A 21,890-nucleotide genomic window follows, 5' to 3' on the forward strand; every position below is an offset into this window, starting at 1 on the left:
CATGCAAAAGATTCTGGTCAGCCGCTGCCTGTTAGGCCACCGCGTGCGTTACGACGGCGGGGCCAGCGGGCCGTTTGATGTGTTGGAACAGTGGATAGCCGAAGGACGGGTGGTGCCGTTGTGCCCTGAAGTGGCCGGTGGCTTGCCGACGCCGCGGGCGGCGGCGGAGATTCCGGGCGGGCAAGGGGGGGAGGTGCTCGATGGAGTTGCTGCGGTGATGACCACTGAAGGCGAGGATGTCAGTGCGCAGTTCCTGGAGGGTGCGCGGCAGGCGCTGGAACTGGTGCAAAAGCACGGTATACGGGTGGCGGTGCTCAAGGCCAACAGTCCGTCGTGCGGGAATCTGCTGACGTATGACGGGACGTTCAGTGGGGTGAAGGTCAGTGGTGAGGGGGTTACTGCTGCTCTACTGAAACGCCATGGCGTTCAGGTTTTCAGCGAGCTTGAATTGCCGCGAGCAGCGCTGGCTCTGACCCTGCTCGATTAAAATTCCAGCGCAAACCCCCACAGGTTTTGTGTTCACTTGGCTTCGGTGAACCACTTCTCGGACAACGCCGCCAATCGCCCATCCGCCTTGATCCGCTGCAACGCACTCTCAAGGCTGGCGCGAAATGCCGGATTACCCTTCTGAAACGGTATCGCCAACTCCACCGGCGCACTCACTGCCGGCTTCGTTTCGGTCAGCGCCTGCACCAGCACCATGGGGCGTGGCTGCTCATCCTTCTTCGCCAGTAATTGTGAATCGACCTGGCTGTACGGCTCGCTGAAGTCGAAACGATCCTTAAGTTCGGGTGTCAGTGCTATGTGGTTGAGCGCGACGTCGTACTTGCCGCTTTCAACGCCCTGGAGCAGATCGCCGGCGTCGGTGACGATGAAGTCGGCGCGCACATCCAGCTCACTGGCCAGCAATTGCCCAAGCTCGACCTCGAACCCCGTGAGCGTGTCGCCTTCCTTGAAATTGAAGGGCGGTGTATTAGCCTCCAGGGCTATGCGCAACTCGCCACGGTCGTTGACGTCATCAATCAGTTCGGCATGAGCCAGCGGGCTCAGAAGGGGTATCAGGCAGATCAGGCCAGGCAAAAGGCGCATGGTCACTCCTTTGAAATCATTATCGCGATGCTCTGATTCAGGCTCGCTTTGCTATGGTTGTCGAGTGCCTTCGACAACGAATGGTCATGAAGTTGTCATGACCGTGCGGATTTTACGGAAAAACTGGAGAAGAAAATGAAAAGCTTTATGTCACGTGCTGCGTTGGCGGGTTTGCTGATGGGTGTTTCGGTATTGGCCAGTGCCGCGACGCCGGCGCCGAAAGATGCTGAAGTGTTCATCGTTTCTCCCGAGGACGGTGCGACGGTTTCCCAGGAATTCAAGGTCAAGTTCGGCGTCAAGAACATCGCGCTGGCGCCCGCGGGTGACGTCACCAAGAACACCGGCCACCATCATCTGCTGATTGACGTCGACGACCTGCCGGCTGAAGGCGCACCTATCCCGACTGACGCCCACCACATGCATTTCGGCAAGGCGCAGACCGAAGCCACCATCAAACTGGCCCCCGGCAAGCACACCTTGCAGCTGATTCTTGGCGACAGCGGCCATATGCCGTTTGACCCGACGATCGTTTCCGAAAAAATCACCGTCAACGTCAAATAAAAAAGGGAGCCTTTCGGGGCTCCCTTTTTTATTCAGCTTCGAGTTGCTAGCTACAAGCTGCAAGTAAAGGCAAAAGCGCTTTTCACCTGCCGCTTGAAGCTAGTTGCTTGCCGCTGCTTCTTTAGAAGAGAACCCGGCTACGGATGGTGCCGGTGACGTGTTGCAGCTTCTCTTGCGCCAGCTCCGAGTACTCGGCGTCGACGTCGATCACCACGTAGCCGACCTTTTCGTTGGTCTGCAGGAACTGACCGGAGATGTTGATGCCGTTTTCGGCGAAGACCTTGTTGATCTCCATCATCACACCCGGAATGTTCTCGTGGATGTGCAGCAGGCGGTGCTTGCCAGGGTGAGCCGGCAGGGCCACTTCCGGGAAGTTGACCGACGAAACGGATGTACCGTTGTCGCTGTACTTGACCAGTTTTTCCGCCACTTCCAGACCGATGTTGGCTTGCGCTTCGGCGGTCGAGCCACCGATGTGCGGGGTCAGAATCACGTTGTCGAGGCCGCGCAGCGGGCTTTCGAACTCTTCATCGTTGGAGCGTGGCTCCACCGGGAATACGTCGATGGCGGCGCCGATCAGGTGCTTGTCCTTGATTGCTGCGGCCAGGTGATCAAGCTCGACCACGGTACCGCGTGCAGCGTTGATCAGGATGCCGCCCTTCTTGATGGCGCGGATTTCCTTCTCGCCGATCATCCACTGGGTCGCAGCGGTTTCCGGAACGTGCAGGGTGACGATGTCGGACATGCCCAGCAGTTCGTGCAGGTTGTTGACCTGCGTCGCGTTGCCCAGCGGCAGCTTGGTCACGGTGTCATAGAAGTACACCTGCATGCCCAGGCCTTCAGCCAGAACCGACAGTTGAGTACCGATCGAGCCGTAGCCGACGATGCCCAGCTTCTTGCCGCGGATTTCGAAGGAGTTGGCTGCGCTCTTGATCCAGCCGCCACGGTGGCAGGAAGCATTTTTCTCAGGGATGCCGCGCAGCAGCAGGATGGCCTCGGCCAGTACCAGTTCGGCAACGGAACGCGTGTTTGAGTACGGCGCGTTGAACACGGCGATACCGCGCTCGCGGGCAGCACTCAGGTCAACCTGATTGGTGCCGATGCAGAAACAGCCGACGGCTACCAGCTTCTTCGCGTGATCGAAGATCTCTTCGGTCAGTTGGGTGCGAGAACGAATGCCGATGAAGTGAGCGTCAGCGATCTTTTCCTTGAGCTGGGCTTCCGGCAAGGAACCTGTCAGGTATTCGATGCTGGTGTAGCCCGCCGCCTTGAGGACGTCGACAGCCGATTGGTGGACGCCTTCGAGAAGAAGGAACTTGATCTTGCTCTTATCGAGAGAAGTCTTGCTCATCTGCGTAAACCTGTATCCCGGAGAAAAATGGCAGGAAATGGTCAACAGAGGCTGACCGCGACGGCAGGAAAGCCGTCACCGCAGAAAGGCCGTTGGGCACTGGCCTGCGGGGTCGGTATGCTAGCATAGCCGCCCCGCTAAACACTCATTCCTGCGACGTGAAGCGTTCTCAGGATGACCATGAATTGTTCGAGAGTTCTGTCGATGACCAATCCTGCCCTGATTGATGAACTGAAGACCCTGGTCGAGCCTGGCAAGGTCCTGACCGATGCCGACTCCCTGAACACGTATGGCAAGGATTGGACCAAGCACTTCGCCCCGGCGCCCAGTGCCATCGTGTTTCCCAAGACCATCGAGCAAGTACAGGCCGTTGTCCGTTGGGCCAACGAACACAAGGTCGCGCTGGTGCCTTCGGGTGGGCGAACCGGGCTGTCCGCCGCTGCAGTGGCGGCCAACGGCGAAGTGGTCGTGTCGTTCGATTACATGAACCAGATTCTCGACGTGAACCTCACTGACCGTACCGCCGTTTGTCAGCCGGGCGTGGTCACCGAGCATTTGCAGAACGTCGCCGAAGAGAAAGGCCTGTACTACCCGGTGGACTTCGCTTCGGCCGGTTCCAGCCAGATTGGCGGCAACATCGGCACCAATGCCGGCGGGATCAAGGTCATTCGTTACGGCATGACGCGCAATTGGGTCGCGGGCATGAAAGTCGTTACCGGCAAGGGCGACGTGCTGGAACTGAACAAGGACCTGATCAAGAACGCCACCGGTTATGACTTGCGTCAGCTGTTTATCGGCGCGGAAGGCACGCTTGGTTTTGTCGTTGAAGCGACCATGCGCCTGGATCGCGCGCCGAAAAATCTCACGGCGATGGTGCTGGGTACCGCGGATTTCGACTCGATCATGCCGGTGCTGCACGCCTTTCAGGGCAAGCTCGACCTCACCGCTTTCGAGTTCTTCTCCGACAAGGCCCTGGCCAAAGTCATGGGCCGTGGCGACGTACCGGCGCCGTTCGAAACCGATTGCCCGTTCTACGCCCTGCTGGAATTTGAAGCGACTACTGAAGAAGTGGCCAACAGCGCGCTGGAAACCTTCGAGCATTGCGTTGAACAGGGCTGGGTCCTCGATGGCGTGATGAGCCAGAGCGAAACCCAGTTGCAGAACCTGTGGAAACTGCGCGAGTACATCTCCGAGACCATCTCGCACTGGACGCCGTACAAGAACGACATCTCGGTCACCGTCTCGAAAGTCCCGGCATTTCTCAAGGAAATCGACGCGATCGTCGGCAAACACTATCCCGATTTCGAAATCGTCTGGTTCGGCCACATCGGCGATGGCAACCTGCACCTGAACATCCTCAAGCCGGACAACCTGAGCAAGGACGAGTTTTTCGCCAAGTGCGCCACCGTCAACAAATGGGTGTTCGAAACCGTCGAGAAGTACAACGGTTCGATTTCCGCGGAGCATGGTGTGGGCATGACCAAGCGCGACTACTTGACCTACAGCCGATCGCCGGTCGAGATCGAGTACATGAAAGCGGTCAAAGCGGTGTTCGACCCGAACGGCATCATGAACCCGGGCAAGATCTTCGCGGTTTGATCTGTAATTCTTGATGAATCAATGAAGGCAGGAGTCGGTAAATGAGCTATCAGCACCAGTACGTCGACGGCACGCGCATTCACTTCCCGATCGGGAAAGTCGTGTGCATTGGCCGTAATTACGCCGAACACGCCAAGGAACTGGACAACCCGGTGCCTACCGAGCCGCTGCTGTTCATCAAGCCCGGCAGTTGCGTGGTGCCGCTGGACGGTGGTTTCAGCATTCCGACCGAGCGCGGCTCGGTGCACTACGAAGCGGAAATCGCCGTGTTGATCGGCAAGCCGCTGTCGACCAAACCCAGCCGTGAAGAAGTGCTGGATGCGATCTCCGGTTTCGCCCCGGCGCTGGACCTGACCCTGCGCGACAAGCAGGCCGAGCTGAAAGCCAAGGGCCTGCCGTGGGAAATCGCCAAGTCGTTCGACGGCGCGGCCGTGCTTGCGCCGTTCGTGGTTGGCAGCACCTTCGCGGACCTGACCGACATCGGTATCCGCCTGACCATCAACGGTGAGGTGCGTCAGGACGGCAACAGCAGCGCGATGCTCAACCCGATCGTGCCGATGATCCAGTACATGGCCGGCTGCTTCTCGCTACAGGCCGGTGACGTGATCCTGACTGGCACACCGGCTGGCGTCGGCCCGCTGAATGTCGGCGATGAGATCGTCCTCGAACTGGTTGGCGCCAACAGCTTCAACAGCAGCGTGCGCTAAGCGCCACACCCTGTGGGAGCGAGCCTGCTCCCACAGGGTTTTTGCTGCCCTGAAGATTGGTGGCAGCAAACGTCAATCCCGCCATTTGCCGTTTTTTTCACATCCTGTCTGGATAATTCCCGCAATTCTGGCGTCCTAGCCGGCCTCTTTATGCTATTACCCATAGCCTGAATTTTCGGAAAGCGTCCCTTGATGTCATCTCAAACTCAGCTCAAACCCCCACGCCGGTCGCGTTTCGCCATGCGCTGGTATTCCTGGTTGCTGCTGGCGATTGCCGCCGCGTACGGCTTGGCGTTTGCCATGCATTGGGATGACCGGGGTTTGCTATGGGTGCTGGAACGCTTTGAAAGCAAGGCCGAACAAAAGGAAAGCATCTGGCTGCCGGACTATCGGGTGGTGATTGATGCCAAGTCATTGCCGGGCATGGAGAAGGACGAAGCATCGGACCTCGCCTACAACCCGCAGACCAAAACCCTGTTTTCGGTGATGGGCAAGAATCCGTTCCTCGTCGAACTGAGCCTGCAAGGCGAGGTGCTGCGCAAGATGCCGCTGGTGGGCTGGAGCAATCCGGAAGGCCTGAGCGCCATGGAAAACGGCCTGATGGCGATCGTCGATGAGCGCCAGCACATGCTGTCGATCGTCAAGGTCGATGCCGACACCCGCGAACTGAACATCGCCAATTTTCCCAAGTACGACCTCGGCCCGTCGAAAGACCAGAACAAAGCCTTCGAAGCGATCACCTGGGACCCGCGCAACCAACAATTGCTGCTAGGTGAAGAACGGCCAGCGGCGCTGTTCACCTGGAAAAGCGATGGCGGTCAGACCCTGAAAGGCGACAAGCAGAAGCTGTCCAGCGATGAGCTGGATATCCGCAATCTCTCCGCGTTGGCAACCGATCCGCGCACTGGCCACCTGCTGGTGCTGTCCGCCGATTCTCACCTGTTGCTGGAACTGGACGAGAAGGGCGAGCAAGTCAGCTTCATGACCCTGCTCGGCGGTTTCAACGGCTTGAAGAACACCATTCCCCGCGCCGAAGGCGTGACCATGGATGAGGCGGGCACGCTGTACATGGTCAGCGAGCCGAACCTGTTTTATCGCTTCGAAAAGCACAAATAACTCGCTCCCTGTAGGAGCTGCCGAAGACTGCGATCTTTTGATCTTGTTGTTAAAGATCAAGATCAAAGGATCGCAGCCTTCGGCAGCTCCTCCACAGGTTGTCTTGTGGTTCAAGGCAAGTGGCCATTAAGCTTCAGTTCAGTCAGGCGTGATATTTCATCCGCCTGCCTTGATTCCGAGCCCGCCCGAATGCGTCGACTTGCCCGCCCCAAACCGCTGTTGCTCATCTTTTCGGTGATTGCCCTGATCGCGCTGCTCGCGATCGGCCAATACATGCGCCTGTTCGAACGCGCCTGGTTCAACCTGCACACCTTATGGCAGCCGCTGAGCAGCGAGGCCATTGGCCTGGATCAGTATCGCGTGGACATCGAAGCGCGCGTCATCGACGGGCTGGACGACGATGTGTCGGCGCTGACCTACGATCCGGTGCGCGACAGCCTGTTCACCGTGACCAACAAGAATTCCGAACTGGTTGAACTGTCGCTGGAGGGCAAGATCCTGCGGCGCATCCCGCTGATTGGCTTCGGTGACGCGGAGGCAGTCGAGTTCATCAGCGCCGATACCTACGTGATCACCGATGAGCGTCAGCAGCGACTGATCAAGATACATCTGGAAGAAGACACCACTTTTCTCGACGCGGCGGACGCCGAGCAGATGACCCTCGGTGTGCACATGGCCGGCAACAAGGGGTTTGAAGGTCTGGCGTACGACTCGGTGGGCAAGCGCTTGTTCGTCGCCAAGGAGCGCGACCCGATGCTGATCTACGAAGTGCACGGCTTTCCTCACTTCAATTCAGAAAAGTCCTACGCGGTGCACGTGATCAACAACCCGAAACGCGATGCCGGGATGTTCGTGCGCGATCTGTCGAGCCTGCAATACGACGAGCGCAGCGGCCATTTACTGGCGCTGTCGGATGAGTCGCGGCTGATTCTGGAGCTGGATGTCAACGGTCGCCCGCTCAGCACCATGTCGCTGAACAAGGGCCGGCAAGGCTTGCAGAACACCGTGCCGCAGGCGGAAGGCATTGCGATGGATGATGACGGGACGTTGTATCTGGTGAGTGAGCCGAACTTGTTCTATGTCTTTAAAAAACCAGCACAACCGTAACTAGCGCCATAAAACACTGTGGGAGCTGGCTTGCCAGCGATGGCGACCTTTCAGTCAACAATGATGTTGAAAGTGATGGCCTCATCGCTGGCAAACCAGCTCCCACAGGTTTTTTCGTCTGCCCACAAATGTGGGGTGACAGGGCTTACTCAGCCTTCAGCGTCTTCACGCCTTCACTCGTGCCCAGCAACAGCAAATCCGCCGGACGCGCCGCGAACAAGCCGTTGGTGACCACGCCGACAATCGCGTTGATCTGCGCTTCCAGTTCCACCGGGTTGGTGATCTGCAGGTTGAACACATCCAGGATGATGTTGCCGTTGTCGGTCAACACGCCTTCGCGGTACACCGGGTCGCCGCCCAGCTTCACCAGTTGACGAGCGACGTGGCTGCGGGCCATCGGGATCACTTCGACCGGCAGCGGAAACTCGCCCAGCACCGGCACCAGTTTGCTGGCGTCGGCGATGCAGATGAAGGTCTTGGCCACGGCGGCAACGATCTTCTCGCGGGTCAGGGCAGCGCCGCCGCCCTTGATCAGGTTCAGGTGCGCGTCGCTTTCGTCAGCGCCGTCGACGTAGAACTCCAGGTCGCTGACGGTGTTCAGCTCATACACCGGAATCCCGTGGCCCTTCAGGCGCGCGGCGGTGGCTTCGGAGCTGGCGACTGCGCCATCGAACGCGCCCTTGTGCTTTGCCAGCGCATCAATGAAGCAGTTGGCGGTGGAGCCGGTGCCGACACCGACGATGCTTTTGTCGTCGAGTTTCGGAAGGATGAAGTCGACGGCGGCCTGCGCCACTGCCTGTTTGAGTTGATCCTGGGTCATGCGGGCTCCGGAAGCGGGCAAGGGGAGAACGGAAAGGCCGGCATTATAGCCTCAAGACTGTCTAAAACCTCTGGATTCGTGTGGTCGTGTGCCCAAAAGCCGGGTTAGACTCCGTGGTCCCGCCCAACCCGCTCAGTGATGCTTTCCGATGCTCGAACAGTACGTCAAAAAGATCCTCACCTCGCGCGTTTATGACGTTGCCGTAGAAACCCCGCTGCAGAATGCTCGCCAGCTCTCCGAGCGGCTGGGTAATGACATTTGGCTCAAGCGCGAAGACTTGCAGCCCGTGTTCTCCTTCAAGATTCGCGGCGCCTACAACAAGTTGACCCAGTTGACCGACGAGGAGCGCGCCCGTGGCGTGGTCACCGCGTCGGCGGGCAACCATGCGCAAGGTCTGGCCCTGGCGGCGAAAGTGCTGGGCGTGAAAGCCACCATCGTCATGCCCAAGACCACCCCGGAAATCAAGGTCGAGGGCGTGCGTTCGCGTGGCGGCAAAGTGGTGCTGCACGGTGATTCGTTCCCGGAAGCCCTGGCCTACTCGCTGAAACTGGTCGACGAAAAAGGCTACGTCTACATCCACCCGTACGACGATCCGCATACCATTGCCGGGCAGGGCACCGTGGCGATGGAGATTCTGCGCCAGCACCCGCAACCGCTGGACGCGATTTTCGTCCCGGTCGGCGGCGGCGGGTTGATTGCCGGCATCGCGGCTTACGTGAAATACCTGCGTCCGGACATCAAAGTCATCGGCGTCGAGCCGGACGATTCCAACTGCCTGCAAGCGGCGATGGCTGCCGGTGAGCGCGTCGTGCTGCCGACCGTGGGCATCTTCGCCGACGGCGTGGCGGTGGCCCAGATTGGTCAGCACACCTTCGACATCTGCAAAGACCATGTCGATGAAGTGATCACCGTGAGCACCGACGAAATCTGCGCAGCGATCAAGGATATCTACGACGATACCCGCTCGATCACCGAACCTGCCGGCGCCTTGGGTGTGGCCGGAATCAAGAAGTACGTCGAACAGCGCGGCGTCAGCGGCAAGACCTTCGTCGCCATCGACTCGGGTGCCAACGTCAACTTCGATCGCCTGCGCCACGTCGCCGAGCGTGCCGAACTGGGCGAGGGCCGCGAAGCGATCATCGCCGTGACCATCCCCGAGCAGGCCGGCAGCTTCAAGGCGTTTTGCGAGGCCATCGGCAAGCGCCAGATCACTGAATTCAACTACCGCTACAACACCGGCAGCGAAGCACACATCTTCGTTGGCGTGCAGACGCACCCGGAGAACGACCCGCGCAGTGCATTGCTGGCGAGCCTGACCGAGCAGGGTTTCCCGGTGCTGGACCTGACTGACAACGAACTGGCCAAGTTGCACATCCGCCATATGGTCGGTGGGCGCGCGGCGCACGTGGTTGATGAAGTGGTACTGCGCTTCGAATTCCCGGAACGACCGGGCGCGCTGTTCAACTTTCTCAACAAGCTCGGCGGGCGCTGGAATATCTCGATGTTCCACTACCGCAACCACGGCGCGGCGGACGGCCGTGTGGTCGCCGGCCTGCAAGTACCCCACGATGAACGTCATCTGGTGCCGGCGGCGCTGGCGGAAATCGGTTACCCCTACTGGGACGAAAGCGATAACCCGGCCTATAAGCTGTTTCTTGGCTAAGCGGCTACGCTGATGGGCATGACCCAAGGAAGAGAAATACATGGAAATCCTGACAACCCTGAAAGTCCTTCACGTCGCGGCGACCGTGGTCATACTCGCGGGCGGGCTGGTACTTGCCGCTCTGACCTGGCGTAATCGCAGCGAAGGGCCGGCCAGCACGATGCAGCGTCCGTGGCTGTTTATCTGGTGTTTGATGCTGATCGGTATGCTGAGCATGCCTTTCACCGGCTGGTGGCTGGTGCACCTGATCGGCTGGCCGCTGGGGCAGTTCTGGATTCTGGGGTCCAGCGTGATCTATGCCGTGGCCACGTTCAGTGCGGTCTGGTTGCTGGTGCGGCTTAATCGGCTGTGGACAACCGGGGTAGGCAACCGCAAATTCAACCTGGCGCTGGCCATTGTGAGCGGCGTCGGATTTCTCGCCATTGCGGCGTTGATGGGGGCCAAGCCGGTTTAAGGCTTGAGACCGAGTCGACCCAAATCGCTGGCAAGCCAGCTCCCTCAGGTTTTTGAGGTGTCCACAAAATTTGTGTCCACTGATAGTCCCTGTGGGAGCTGGCTTGCCAGCGATGGCGTCATCAGTCGCGCAGAGTCATTACCGGCCAGCCACGCTTCTGGGCTTCGGCGCGCAAATTCGGATCCGGATCAACCGCTACCGGATTCGCTACTTGCTCCAGCAACGGCAAATCATTCATCGAATCGCTGTAGAAATAACTGTCTTCCAGCGAATACCCGGTCTCTTCCAGCCAACGATTCAGGCGCGTTACCTTGCCTTCACGGAAGCACGGAACGTCGGTGCTGCGCCCGGTGTAGCGGCCATCAATCATTTCGCATTCGGTGGCGATCAGGGTTTCAACACCCAAACGCGCAGCGATCGGCGCGGTGACGAAGCGGTTGGTCGCGGTGATGATCACCAGTTTGTCGCCGGCGTCGCGGTGCTTTTTCAGCAGTTCCAGCGCCTTGGGCAGCATGATCGGCTCGATGCAGTCGCGCATGTAGTCGCGGTGCCATTGATCGAGCACGGCCATGTCGGTGCGGCCGAGGATCTCCAGGCAGAAGTTCAGGTACGCGGCGTTATCCAGTTTGCCGGCCAGGTAATCCTGATAGAACTCGTCGTTGCGCGTCTTGTACGCAATCGGGTCGAGGAAGCCGCGCTCGCACAGATAGTCGCCCCAGGCGTGATCGCTGTCGCCGCCCAGAAGGGTGTTGTCCAAATCGAATAGAGCCAGGCGCATTGCAGTTACCCGCTGATAAGTCTGTAAAAAGGCGACAAGAATACGGTCTTTTCACAAGAGTGCACATAAGGTAGGAAGCTTCGTTGCCGCCTTATGAACCTTTGTGGAACAATGCGGCGACATGCGTTTGCGAGGTTGTGCCCGTGATCGACCCCGATGGTTTCCGCCCCAATGTCGGGATCATTCTGACGAATGACGCCGGCCAGGTGCTATGGGCTCGCCGTATCAATCAAGATGCCTGGCAGTTTCCGCAAGGGGGAATCAACCCTGAGGAGACGCCGGAAGACGCCTTGTACCGCGAGCTGAACGAAGAAGTTGGCCTGGAACGTGAAGATGTTGAAATACTGGCCTGTACTCGAGGCTGGTTGCGCTATCGTTTGCCGCAACGTCTGGTGCGTACCCACAGCCAACCGCTGTGCATCGGCCAGAAACAGAAATGGTTTCTCCTGCGCCTGATCTCCAACGAGCAACGGGTGCGGATGGATTTGACCGGTAAACCGGAGTTCGATGGCTGGCGCTGGGTCAGCTATTGGTATCCGTTGGGCCAGGTGGTGACATTCAAGCGCGAGGTGTATCGCCGCGCCCTCAAAGAGCTTGCCCCGCGCCTTTTAGCGCGCGACTGACGACGGAGTTCGACCCCGAGCCATGCTCAATACGCTGCGCAAGATCGTCCAGGAAGTTAACTCCGCCAAGGATCTCAAGGCGGCGTTGGGGATTATTGTGTTGCGCGTCAAAGAGGCCATGGGCAGCCAGGTCTGCTCGGTCTACCTGCTTGATCCCGAGACCAACCGCTTCGTCCTGATGGCCACCGAGGGCTTGAACAAGCGCTCGATCGGCAAGGTCAGCATGGCACCCAACGAAGGTCTGGTCGGTCTGGTCGGCACGCGTGAAGAACCCCTGAACCTCGAAAACGCCGCGGATCACCCGCGCTATCGCTACTTCGCCGAAACCGGCGAGGAGCGTTATGCCTCGTTCCTCGGAGCACCGATCATTCACCACCGCCGCGTCGTCGGCGTGTTGGTTATCCAGCAGAAAGAGCGTCGCCAGTTCGACGAAGGTGAAGAAGCCTTCCTCGTGACCATGAGCGCGCAGCTCGCAGGCGTTATCGCCCACGCCGAGGCTACGGGGTCGATTCGTGGTCTGGGCCGTCAGGGTAAGGGTATTCAGGAAGCCAAGTTCGTCGGCGTGCCGGGCTCGCCGGGTGCGGCGGTCGGTACCGCGGTGGTCATGCTGCCGCCTGCCGACCTGGACGTGGTGCCGGACAAGACCATCACCGACATCAACGCCGAACTTGGCTTGTTCAAGACCGCCATCGAAGGCGTGCGCGCCGACATGCGCGCTCTGTCCGCCAAACTGGCGACCCAATTGCGCCCGGAAGAGCGCGCGCTGTTCGACGTCTACCTGATGATGCTCGACGATGCCTCGCTGGGCAGCGAAATCACCACTGTGATCAAGACCGGTCAGTGGGCGCAGGGCGCACTGCGCCAAGTGGTCACCGAACACGTCAACCGTTTTGAGCTGATGGACGATGCCTACCTGCGCGAGCGGGCATCGGATGTCAAAGACCTCGGTCGCCGTCTGCTTGCCTACCTGCAGGAAGAGCGTCAGCAGAATCTGGTCTACCCGGAAAAAACCATTCTGGTCAGCGAAGAGCTGACCCCGGCGATGCTCGGCGAAGTGCCGGAAGGCACGCTGGTCGGTCTGGTTTCGGTACTCGGTTCGGGCAACTCCCACGTCGCGATCCTGGCCCGGGCCATGGGCATTCCGACGGTAATGGGTCTGGTCGACCTGCCGTACGCCAAGGTCGACGGTATCGAATTGATCGTCGACGGCACACGCGGCGAGGTCTACACCAACCCCAGCGAAGTGCTGCGCAAGCAGTTCGCCGAGGTGGTGGAAGAAGAGAAACAACTGGCGCTGGGTCTCGACACCCTGCGCGACCTGCCCTGCGTGACCCTCGATGGCCACCGCATGCCGCTGTGGGTCAACACCGGGCTGCTGGCGGACGTGGCGCGGGCGCAGAAGCGCGGCGCCGAAGGTGTCGGTCTGTACCGCACCGAAGTGCCGTTCATGATCAACCAGCGCTTCCCGAGCGAAAAAGAACAACTGGCGATCTACCGTGAGCAGCTCGCCGCGTTCCACCCGCAACCGGTGACCATGCGCAGCCTCGACATCGGCGGTGACAAGTCGCTGTCGTACTTCCCGATCAAGGAAGACAACCCGTTCCTCGGCTGGCGCGGGATCCGCGTCACCCTCGACCACCCGGAAATCTTCCTGGTGCAGACACGCGCAATGCTCAAGGCCAGCGAGGGCCTGAACAACCTGCGCATTCTGCTGCCGATGATCTCCGGCACCCACGAACTCGAAGAAGCCCTGCACCTGATCCACCGGGCCTGGGGCGAAGTGCGCGACGAAGGCACCGACGTGCCGATGCCGCCGATTGGCGTGATGATCGAGATTCCGGCAGCGGTGTATCAGACCAAGGAACTGGCGCGGCAAGTGGACTTCCTGTCGGTCGGCTCCAACGACCTGACCCAGTACCTGCTGGCAGTCGACCGCAACAATCCGCGCGTCGCCGACCTCTACGACTACCTGCACCCGGCCGTGCTGCAAGCCCTGCAAAACGTGGTGCGCGACGCCCATGCCGAAGGCAAGCCGGTCAGTATCTGCGGCGAGATGGCCGGTGATCCGGCAGCGGCGGTGCTGTTGATGGCGATGGGTTTCGACAGCCTGTCGATGAACGCCACCAACTTGCCGAAGGTGAAGTGGATGCTGCGTCAGGTGAACCTGAGCAAGGCCAAGGAGTTGCTGGCCGAGCTGATGACTATCGACAATCCGCAAGTTATCCACAGCTCACTGCAATTGGCGCTGAAGAATCTCGGTTTGTCGAAGATGAATCCGCCGGCGGTCAACAAGGCCCTCTAAAAGGCCAATGGCCTCATCGCTGGCAAGCCAGCTCCCACAGGGATCTTCAGTGAACACGACATCTGTGAGCACCCAAGAAACCTGTGGGAGCTGGCTTGCCAGCGATGGCGTCAGTCCAGACGCCGCCTAAATCAAAATCTCCACCTCGCCCAGATGCCCGCCATACGGCCCAAAACTGCGCTCCACCATCCGCCGCGTCCCATCCGCCTGCACAATCAGCGCTGTACTCGCCCGCGTCCCGTAACTCTGGCTGGCAATAAACACACTCGACAGCAGTGATTCAGTCGCAAGCCCCACGCCGGTATCCGGCAACTCGGCAAACGGCGCCGTCTGCGCATCGCCAAGCAGCTCCAGCAACCGCGCAGGCGTCGGATCCTCCAGCACTGCGCTCAACGCTGCCTTGGCCTTGAGCAACTTCGGCCACGGTGTATCCAGCCCGGCATTGGATAGTCCGTAGACCCCGGACTCCAGCATCACCGGCTCGGACATCCGCGCATTGAAGTGCCACAGTTCATGGTGGTTGCCGAGCAGCAGGTTGAAACCCGCGTAGTCCGGCGAGCGGTCGACCACGTCAGCCAGATAATCCTCCAGCGACTGATCCCCCGTGAGAAACCCGGCCACCAACTCGCCCCGCGATTTACGCGCCGGTGGCTGATGCGGGTCACGAATATTGGTCAATGCGGCGAAGCGCCCATTGGCGCCGATCCCCAGCCAGGAGCCCCCGGCCTCGAGATCACGCCCGGCATGCACATGCGGCGCCTCCGGCCATTGCGCCAGCGGCAGGCTCGGGCGGGCGTAGAACTCGTCACGGTTGGCTGCGACGATCAACGGTTGAGCATGGTCCGGGCGCCAGGCGAAAACGATCAGGCACATAAGGTGGTCCTTGTGTGTTTTTTGCTCACTCTACGCATCCGGCGTCCGCGCATCCATCGCAAGTGGAGCCGAAGGGTGTGCATCCGTTACCATGCCGCTCCGGTTTTGCGGATGCGTCAGGGAGACGGTCATGGAATTTCTGCTTTATCTGGCGTTGGGCGCCTGTGCGGGCGTGTTGGCCGGGCTGTTCGGGGTTGGCGGCGGGATCATCATTGTCCCGGTGCTGGTGTTCAGTTTCACCTTGCAAGGCTTTGATCCGTCGATCCTCACGCATCTGGCGGTCGGTACTTCGCTGGCGACGATCATCTTCACCTCGGTCAATGCCGTGCGTGAGCATCATCGACGAGGCGCGGTGCAGTGGCCTATTTTTGTCTGGATGGCGGTCGGGATCCTGATCGGTGCTGGTTTGGGCGCCCTGACTGCCGAAGCCATTTCCGGTCCGAACCTGCAGAAAATCATTGGCGTGTTTGCCTTGGCGATTGCGGTGCAACTCGCGCTGGACGTCAAACCCAAGGCCAGCCGCACGGTGCCTGGCAAGGCTGCGCTGGCGGCGGCCGGCAGCGTGATAGGTTGGGCCTCGGCGATTTTCGGCGTCGGTGGTGGCTCGCTGACCGTGCCGTTTTTGACCTGGCGCAGCGTACCGATGCAACAAGCGGTCGCCACGTCGTCGGCCTGCGGGCTGCCGATTGCGCTGGTCAGTGCTTTAAGTTTCATGATTTTGGGGTGGCACGATGCGCGGTTGCCGGCCCATAGTCTCGGCTTTATCTATTTGCCGGCGCTGCTGGGCATTGCCCTGACCAGCATGGTCTTCGCGCGTTTTGGCGCGCGGCTGGCCCATCGGTTGTCGGCGAAGTTGCTGAAAAGACTGTTCGCCGCTTTGCTGTTCTGCGTGGGATTAAGCTTTCTGCTTTGATCGCGTGGCAATCCTGGCTTAATCCTGAGGTGGCAGCGTCGCCCGGGAATTCTGCTTTCAACTCTAACGAGGAGTCGCAATGCTGCCTTACCCGCAGATCGACCCGGTGGCCCTGGCCATCGGTCCGCTGAAAATCCACTGGTACGGTCTGATGTACCTGATCGGCATTGGCGGTGCGTGGCTGCTGGCGTCGCGCCGGCTCAACCGCTTCGACCCGACCTGGTCCAAAGAGAAGCTCTCCGATCTGATCTTCTGGCTGTCGATGGGCGTCATTGTTGGCGGACGTCTGGGCTATGTGCTGTTCTACGACCTGAGCGCGTACCTCGCCAACCCGATGCTGATTTTCGAAGTGTGGAAGGGCGGCATGTCGTTCCACGGCGGTTTCATCGGCGTAATGCTTGCGGCCTTGTGGTTCGGCAAGCGCAATGGCAAGTCGTTCTTCCAGCTGATGGACTTCGTCGCGCCGATGGTGCCGATCGGTCTTGGCGCCGGGCGTATCGGCAACTTCATCAACGCCGAACTGTGGGGCAAGGCGACCGACGTGCCGTGGGCCATGGTCTTCCCGCCGTTCAGCGACCCGGCACAATTGCCGCGTCACCCGTCGCAGCTGTATCAGTTCGCGCTCGAAGGCGTGGCGCTGTTCCTGATCCTGTGGCTGTTCTCGCGCAAACCGCGTCCGACCATGGCCGTATCGGGTATGTTCGCGCTGTTCTACGGGATCTTCCGGTTCATCGTCGAGTTCGTCCGCGTACCGGACGCCCAGTTGGGCTATCTGGCCTGGAACTGGCTGACCATGGGCCAGGTGCTGTGCGTACCGATGATCGTCGGCGGGTTGTTCCTGATCTGGCTGGCCTATCGTCGCGCGCCGGCAGCACCACTCGCTCCGACGGCTTAAACTACGAACCCCGGCGCGCGACGCCGGGGCTCAAAGGACACAGGTAATTCATGAAGCAATATCTCGAACTGGTCTCGCACGTCATTCAGAACGGCACCAAGCAGGCCAACCGTACCGGCATCAACACCATCAGTTTTCCGGGGGCGATGCTGCGTTTCGATCTGCAGGAAGGTTTCCCGGCGATCACCACGCGCAAGATGGCCTTCAAATCGGCGATCGGCGAGATGTGCGGGTTTCTGCGTGGCGTGAACAACGCGGCTGAATTCCGCGCGCTGGGCTGCAAGGTCTGGGATCAGAACGCCAACGAAAACGCGCAGTGGCTGGCCAACCCGTTCCGTCAGGGCGACGACGACCTCGGCGAAATCTACGGCGTGCAATGGCGCAAATGGCCCGCTTACAAGCAGATTCCGCTGAGCAACACCGCCGCCATCGAACAAACCTTGAGCAACGGCTACAAGCAAATCGCTCAGGGCGAAGAAGACGGTCAGGCCTATGTGGTCCTGTACAAAGCCATCGATCAGGTGCGCCAGTGCGTCGACACGATCATCAACGATCCGGGCAGTCGCCGCATTCTGTTCCACGGCTGGAACGTTGCTCAGCTTGATGAAATGGCCTTGCCGCCGTGCCATCTGCTGTACCAGTTCCACCCGAATGTCGAGACCAAAGAGATTTCTCTGACCCTCTACATCCGCTCCAACGATCTGGGTCTGGGCACACCGTTCAACCTGACCGAAGGTGCCGCGCTGCTGAGCCTGATCGGTCGCCTGACCGGTTACACGCCACGCTGGTTCACCTATTTCATCGGTGATGCGCACGTCTACGAAAACCACCTGGACATGCTCAACGAACAGCTCAAGCGCGAGCCGTTCGCCATGCCGAAGCTGAAAATCTCGGATCGCGTGCCGGAGTTTGCCAAGACCGGTGTGTATCAGCCTGAATGGCTGGAACTGGTTGAGCCCAGCGATTTCTCGCTGGAAGGCTACGAGCACCACGCGCCAATGACCGCGCCGATGGCGGTCTGAAGGTCTGCCATTAAACCTGTGGGAGCTGGCTTGCCAGCGATTGCGGCGGCACATTTAACATTAATGTGGCTGACAGACCGCTATCGCTGGCAAGCCAGCTCCCACAGGGATATTCGGTGTTTTCAATGGCCGTGACTACGGCCCACGTGGGAATGCTCAACCTCCGTCGCCACAACCCCGCCACTCACTTCCAGTCGCTGCAAAATCCCGCACTGATCCGCCATCGGCCCTTCGCCACAACGTTGGCGCAGGTCGAGCAGTTGCGTCTGTAATGCCAGCAATCCATAAATTCGCGCCTTCACGTGCTGGATGTGTTCGTCGATCAGCGCATTGACGCTTTCGCATTGATCCTGCGGGCTGTCGCGTAACGTCAGCAGGCTGCGGATCTCTTCGAGGGTCATGTCGAGGGTGCGGCAGTTGCGGATGAAGGTCAGGCGTTCGGCGTGGGCCTGGGTATAGACGCGGTAGTTGCCGTCGCTGCGGGCCGGCTCCGGCAGCAGGTTTTCGCGTTCGTAGTAGCGGATGGTTTCCACGGCGCAATCGGTCAGTCTGGCCAGCTCTCCGATCTTCATGACGGCAATCTCCAAAAGGGTGCTTGACCCTATAGTGGCTACAGGGTCTTTACTTGGCAACAGGCACCTTCATGGACGCGACCCGATGAGCGATTCCCAGCACACCCACAAGCCCGGCGACGGGCACGATCACAGTCATAAACTGCAGCCTGTGCATAAACATTCCCATGGCGGCGATTCCTGCTGCGGGTCGAAAACGGCTGCGCCTGCGTTGGTGCAGCTCAGCGAAAAGACCAGTGCCGACGCCCGGCTGAGCAGTTTCCGCATCGAGGCGATGGACTGCCCGACCGAACAGACGCTGATCCAGAACAAGCTCGGCAAACTCGCTGGCGTTGAGCAACTGGAATTCAACCTGATCAACCGCGTGCTCGGCGTGACCCACAATCTGCCGGACACCGCGCCGATCATCGATGCGATCAAATCCATCGGCATGCACGCCGAGCCGCTGGAGGCGGGCGTCGAAGCGCCGGCGCCGGCTCCGGTGAAAAAACACTGGTGGCCGCTGGCTCTTTCGGGCGTTGGCGCATTGGCGGCTGAAGTTATCCACTTCACCAACGCCGCACCCAACTGGGTGGTGGCGATCATCGCGTTGATTTCGATCCTCAGCGGTGGCCTGACCACCTACAAAAAGGGCTGGATCGCCCTGAAGAACTTCAACCTCAACATCAATGCGCTGATGAGCATTGCCGTCACCGGTGCGATTCTTATCGGTCAGTGGCCGGAAGCGGCGATGGTGATGTTCCTGTTCACCGTGGCCGAGTTGATTGAGGCCCGCTCGCTGGATCGTGCGCGTAACGCGATCAGCGGCCTGATGCAGATGACCCCGGAACAGGCGACCGTGCAGCAGGCTGACGGCACCTGGCTCGAGCAGGAAGTGAAGAGCGTCGAACTCGGCGCCCGCGTGCGGGTTAAACCCGGTGAGCGTATTGCGCTGGACGGTGAAGTCGTCAGCGGCAGTTCGACCATCGATCAGGCGCCGATCACTGGCGAAAGTCTGCCGGTGGAGAAAACGATCGGCGACAAAGTCTTCGCTGGCACCATCAACCAGGCAGGTTCGCTGGAATACGCCGTGACCGCTGCGGCAAACAACTCGACCCTGGCGCGGATCATTCACGCCGTCGAGCAAGCCCAAGGCGCTCGCGCACCGACTCAGCGCTTCGTCGATCAATTCTCGAAAATCTACACCCCGGTGGTGTTCGTCTTTGCGCTGGCGGTAGCGATCATTCCGCCATTGTTCATGGGCGCTGTGTGGTTCGACTGGATCTACCGCGCGCTGGTGTTGTTGGTGGTGGCGTGCCCATGTGCATTGGTAATTTCCACCCCGGTGACCATCGTCAGCGGCCTCGCGGCAGCGGCGCGCAAAGGCATTCTGGTCAAGGGTGGCGTGTACCTGGAGGGCGGGTTCAAGCTCGACTATCTGGCGCTGGATAAAACCGGGACGATCACCCACGGCAAACCGGTGCAGACCGATTACCTGTCCCTTGAGCCGACGGCCGATGCCACGGCACCGGCGATTGCCGCCGCACTGGCCGGGCGTTCCGATCACCCGGTGTCGCTGGCCATCGCCAATGCCGCTGTGGATAAAAACTTCGCCGTGCTGAATGTGGATAACTTCGAAGCGCTCGGCGGGCGGGGCGTGAAGGGCGATATCAACGGCCAGACCTATCACTTGGGCAACCATCGTCTGGTCGAAGAGCTGGGCCTGTGCTCGCCGCAATTGGAAGAAAAGCTGTTCGCGCTGGAGAAACAGGGCAAGTCCGTGGTGCTGCTGCTCGACACGTCTGGCCCGCTGGCGCTTTTTGCCGTGGCCGATACCGTTAAAGAGACCAGTCGTGAGGCGATCCGTCAGTTGCATGCATTGGGCGTGAAAACCCTGATGCTGACTGGCGACAACGTCCACACCGCGCAGGCGATTGCGGCGCAGGTTGGCATCGATGAAGCGCGCGGTGATTTGCTGCCGACCGACAAACTGCAAGCCATCGAAGACCTGTACAAGCAGAGTCATCGCGTCGGCATGGTTGGCGACGGTATTAACGACGCCCCGGCGCTGGCTCGCGCCGAGATCGGTTTTGCCATGGCCGCTGCGGGCACCGACACGGCGATCGAGACGGCCGATGTCGCCCTGATGGACGATGATCTGCGCAAGATTCCGGCCTTCATCAGCCTGTCGCGCGATACCGCCAGCATCCTGAAACAGAACATTGCGTTGGCCCTGGTGATCAAGGCTATCTTTCTTGGGGTAACCTTCGCCGGGCTCGCCACCATGTGGATGGCAGTGTTTGCCGACATGGGCGTGAGTCTGTTGGTGGTGTTCAATGGTTTGCGCCTGCTGCGCAAATAAACGATGAGGGATGGTTGTGCTGAGTGCCGAGCTGAAGGCGTTTTACATGGTGGCCCGCTTGGGCAGCATCACGCTGGCGGCGAAAAAACTCGGCCTCAGCCAGCCGACCGTGACCACGCAGATCCGCAATCTGGAAAGCCAGTATTCGGTGGAGCTGTTCTACCGTGGCGGTCGGCGTTTGAGCGTCAGCGACGAAGGCGCGCGGTTGCTGCCGATGGTCAAAACGCTGTTGCAGCAAGAGGCGGACATCGAGTTCTTCCTGCGCAACAGCGGCCAGGTGCAGGGCACACTGCGCATCGCGGCGACCGCGCCGTATTACATCCTCGATCTGGTGAAAACCTTTCGTGAGCGCTTGCCGCAGGTGGAGGTGTCGGTGGAAATCGGCAACTCGCAGCAAGTGCTCGAAGCGCTGGAGGATTACCGCGTGGATATCGCGGCGTCCTCGCAGTTGCTCGATGACGCGCGGCTGATTCGCCGGGTGCTGGGCACTGATCCGCTGGTCTTGGCAGTGCATCGCAATCATCCGTTGGCGGCGCAAGAGCATGTGGCGTTGAGTGCGCTGGCCGGACATACGCTATTGATGCGTGAATCGGGCTCGACCACACGGCGGCTGACCGAAGAGTTGCTGGCCAGTGCCGGGGTGAGTTTCGGGCCATTGCTGGAGATAGGCAGCCGTGAGTCGATTCGCGAGGCGGTGCTGCGCAATATCGGCATCAGCATCATTGCCCGGCAGGAAGTACCGCACGATCCGCAGTTGCGCGTGCTGACCATCGAGAACGCGCCGCAGATTCCTGAGTACCTGTATTGCCTGAAGGAGAGGAAGGGCGCGCGGTTGCCGGCGGCGTTTCTCGGGTTGGCGCAAGAGATGTCCCCGGCCTGAAACCTTGCGTGGGCAGCACCGGCCTCATCGCTGGCAAGCCAGCTCCCACAGGGATTTTCAGTGGAATCAGATTTTGTGAACCACAGAAACACCTGTGGGAGCTGGCTTGCCAGCGATGGCGCCAGGTCAGACAACACAGATTCAGACTCTGAACCAAAATCCCTGAATACCACTATCGGCCGTTTTTGCCTCACTGCCACATGACGGACGCATTACAACCCTAG

General features: G+C 60.0%; 21 protein-coding genes. 15 read left to right on the forward strand and 6 right to left on the reverse strand.

The genetic code is table 11. The features are described from left to right. Window position 1: 1 nt before the first annotated feature. Window positions 2-487: a DUF523 domain-containing protein gene (locus AB4P92_RS17375; RefSeq protein WP_042561627.1), complete on the forward strand. Its 486-nt coding sequence runs from the start codon at window positions 2-4 to the stop codon at window positions 485-487. Between the two features lie 32 nt (window positions 488-519). Here AB4P92_RS17375 and AB4P92_RS17380 read toward each other — a convergent pair whose 3' ends face one another. Further along, window positions 520-1,089 (reverse strand): transporter substrate-binding domain-containing protein, encoded by a 570-nt coding sequence (locus AB4P92_RS17380; protein ID WP_210623123.1) that lies wholly within the window; start codon window positions 1,087-1,089, stop codon window positions 520-522. 135 nt (window positions 1,090-1,224) lie between these two features. On the opposite strand from AB4P92_RS17380, the gene AB4P92_RS17385 reads away from it, so the two are divergent. Then, entirely contained in the window at window positions 1,225-1,650 is a 426-nt protein-coding gene (locus AB4P92_RS17385) for a DUF4399 domain-containing protein (RefSeq protein WP_047304028.1), read from the forward strand. A gap of 121 nt (window positions 1,651-1,771) precedes the next feature. On the opposite strand, the gene serA is transcribed toward AB4P92_RS17385, so the two are convergent. Beyond that, the gene (gene serA, locus AB4P92_RS17390) at window positions 1,772-3,001 is read right to left on the reverse strand and encodes a phosphoglycerate dehydrogenase (RefSeq protein WP_042561624.1); all 1,230 of its coding nucleotides are present in this window, start codon (window positions 2,999-3,001) and stop codon (window positions 1,772-1,774) included. A gap of 204 nt (window positions 3,002-3,205) precedes the next feature. On the opposite strand from serA, the gene AB4P92_RS17395 reads away from it, so the two are divergent. From AB4P92_RS17395 to AB4P92_RS17410, 4 genes are all read left to right on the forward strand, one after another. Then, window positions 3,206-4,600, forward strand: a complete 1,395-nt coding sequence (locus tag AB4P92_RS17395) for an FAD-binding oxidoreductase (protein WP_042561623.1) — start codon at window positions 3,206-3,208, stop codon at window positions 4,598-4,600. A 41-nt stretch (window positions 4,601-4,641) separates the two neighbouring features. Beyond that, a complete protein-coding gene (locus tag AB4P92_RS17400) occupies window positions 4,642-5,307 on the forward strand; it encodes a fumarylacetoacetate hydrolase family protein (RefSeq protein WP_042561622.1) in 666 nt (221 codons plus the stop codon). A gap of 192 nt (window positions 5,308-5,499) precedes the next feature. Continuing rightward, window positions 5,500-6,423, forward strand: a complete 924-nt coding sequence (locus AB4P92_RS17405; RefSeq protein ID WP_042561621.1) for an SdiA-regulated domain-containing protein — start codon at window positions 5,500-5,502, stop codon at window positions 6,421-6,423. A 189-nt stretch (window positions 6,424-6,612) separates the two neighbouring features. Beyond that, window positions 6,613-7,530, forward strand: coding sequence for an SdiA-regulated domain-containing protein (locus AB4P92_RS17410; protein ID WP_047304021.1), 918 nt, complete (start codon window positions 6,613-6,615; stop codon window positions 7,528-7,530). Window positions 7,531-7,675: 145 nt separating this feature from the next. Here AB4P92_RS17410 and rpiA read toward each other — a convergent pair whose 3' ends face one another. After that, a complete protein-coding gene (gene rpiA / locus AB4P92_RS17415; RefSeq protein ID WP_042561619.1) occupies window positions 7,676-8,350 on the reverse strand; it encodes a ribose-5-phosphate isomerase RpiA in 675 nt (224 codons plus the stop codon). Between the two features lie 148 nt (window positions 8,351-8,498). Here rpiA and ilvA point away from each other — a divergent pair, with 148 nt between their 5' ends. Together ilvA and AB4P92_RS17425 are read left to right on the forward strand one after the other, a co-directional pair. Then, window positions 8,499-10,013, forward strand: coding sequence for a threonine ammonia-lyase, biosynthetic (gene ilvA / locus AB4P92_RS17420; RefSeq protein ID WP_042561618.1), 1,515 nt, complete (start codon window positions 8,499-8,501; stop codon window positions 10,011-10,013). A 40-nt stretch (window positions 10,014-10,053) separates the two neighbouring features. Beyond that, on the forward strand, window positions 10,054-10,467 hold the full coding sequence (locus tag AB4P92_RS17425; RefSeq protein WP_395597924.1) for a DUF2269 family protein: 414 nt from the start codon (window positions 10,054-10,056) through the stop codon (window positions 10,465-10,467). A 121-nt stretch (window positions 10,468-10,588) separates the two neighbouring features. Here the strand turns inward: AB4P92_RS17425 and AB4P92_RS17430 are convergent, their stop codons facing one another. Then, complete coding sequence (locus tag AB4P92_RS17430; RefSeq protein WP_210623116.1) at window positions 10,589-11,245, reverse strand: HAD family phosphatase; 657 nt, start codon at window positions 11,243-11,245, stop codon at window positions 10,589-10,591. A gap of 143 nt (window positions 11,246-11,388) precedes the next feature. Here AB4P92_RS17430 and AB4P92_RS17435 point away from each other — a divergent pair, with 143 nt between their 5' ends. After that, complete coding sequence (locus AB4P92_RS17435; RefSeq protein WP_003229203.1) at window positions 11,389-11,868, forward strand: RNA pyrophosphohydrolase; 480 nt, start codon at window positions 11,389-11,391, stop codon at window positions 11,866-11,868. 22 nt (window positions 11,869-11,890) lie between these two features. Then, window positions 11,891-14,170: a phosphoenolpyruvate--protein phosphotransferase gene (gene ptsP / locus AB4P92_RS17440; RefSeq protein WP_042561615.1), complete on the forward strand. Its 2,280-nt coding sequence runs from the start codon at window positions 11,891-11,893 to the stop codon at window positions 14,168-14,170. A gap of 126 nt (window positions 14,171-14,296) precedes the next feature. Here ptsP and AB4P92_RS17445 read toward each other — a convergent pair whose 3' ends face one another. Then, complete coding sequence (locus AB4P92_RS17445; RefSeq protein ID WP_115147088.1) at window positions 14,297-15,043, reverse strand: NRDE family protein; 747 nt, start codon at window positions 15,041-15,043, stop codon at window positions 14,297-14,299. A 130-nt stretch (window positions 15,044-15,173) separates the two neighbouring features. Here AB4P92_RS17445 and AB4P92_RS17450 point away from each other — a divergent pair, with 130 nt between their 5' ends. From AB4P92_RS17450 to AB4P92_RS17460, 3 genes are all read left to right on the forward strand, one after another. Further along, on the forward strand, window positions 15,174-15,956 hold the full coding sequence (locus AB4P92_RS17450; RefSeq protein ID WP_042561613.1) for a sulfite exporter TauE/SafE family protein: 783 nt from the start codon (window positions 15,174-15,176) through the stop codon (window positions 15,954-15,956). Window positions 15,957-16,035: 79 nt separating this feature from the next. Next, entirely contained in the window at window positions 16,036-16,851 is an 816-nt protein-coding gene (gene lgt, locus AB4P92_RS17455; RefSeq protein ID WP_042561612.1) for a prolipoprotein diacylglyceryl transferase, read from the forward strand. A gap of 50 nt (window positions 16,852-16,901) precedes the next feature. Further along, the gene (locus AB4P92_RS17460; protein WP_034153704.1) at window positions 16,902-17,873 is read left to right on the forward strand and encodes a thymidylate synthase; all 972 of its coding nucleotides are present in this window, start codon (window positions 16,902-16,904) and stop codon (window positions 17,871-17,873) included. 122 nt (window positions 17,874-17,995) lie between these two features. Here the strand turns inward: AB4P92_RS17460 and cadR are convergent, their stop codons facing one another. Beyond that, the gene (gene cadR / locus AB4P92_RS17465) at window positions 17,996-18,445 is read right to left on the reverse strand and encodes a Cd(II)/Pb(II)-responsive transcriptional regulator (protein WP_395597925.1); all 450 of its coding nucleotides are present in this window, start codon (window positions 18,443-18,445) and stop codon (window positions 17,996-17,998) included. Between the two features lie 85 nt (window positions 18,446-18,530). On the opposite strand from cadR, the gene AB4P92_RS17470 reads away from it, so the two are divergent. After that, window positions 18,531-20,786, forward strand: coding sequence for a heavy metal translocating P-type ATPase (locus tag AB4P92_RS17470; RefSeq protein ID WP_395597926.1), 2,256 nt, complete (start codon window positions 18,531-18,533; stop codon window positions 20,784-20,786). A gap of 16 nt (window positions 20,787-20,802) precedes the next feature. Then, window positions 20,803-21,666: a LysR family transcriptional regulator gene (locus tag AB4P92_RS17475; RefSeq protein ID WP_064116303.1), complete on the forward strand. Its 864-nt coding sequence runs from the start codon at window positions 20,803-20,805 to the stop codon at window positions 21,664-21,666. Window positions 21,667-21,890: the final 224 nt, after the last annotated feature.

Origin of the sequence: Pseudomonas sp. A0308, from assembly GCF_044218815.1 — a bacterium.
Classification (GTDB): domain Bacteria; phylum Pseudomonadota; class Gammaproteobacteria; order Pseudomonadales; family Pseudomonadaceae; genus Aquipseudomonas; species Aquipseudomonas iridis.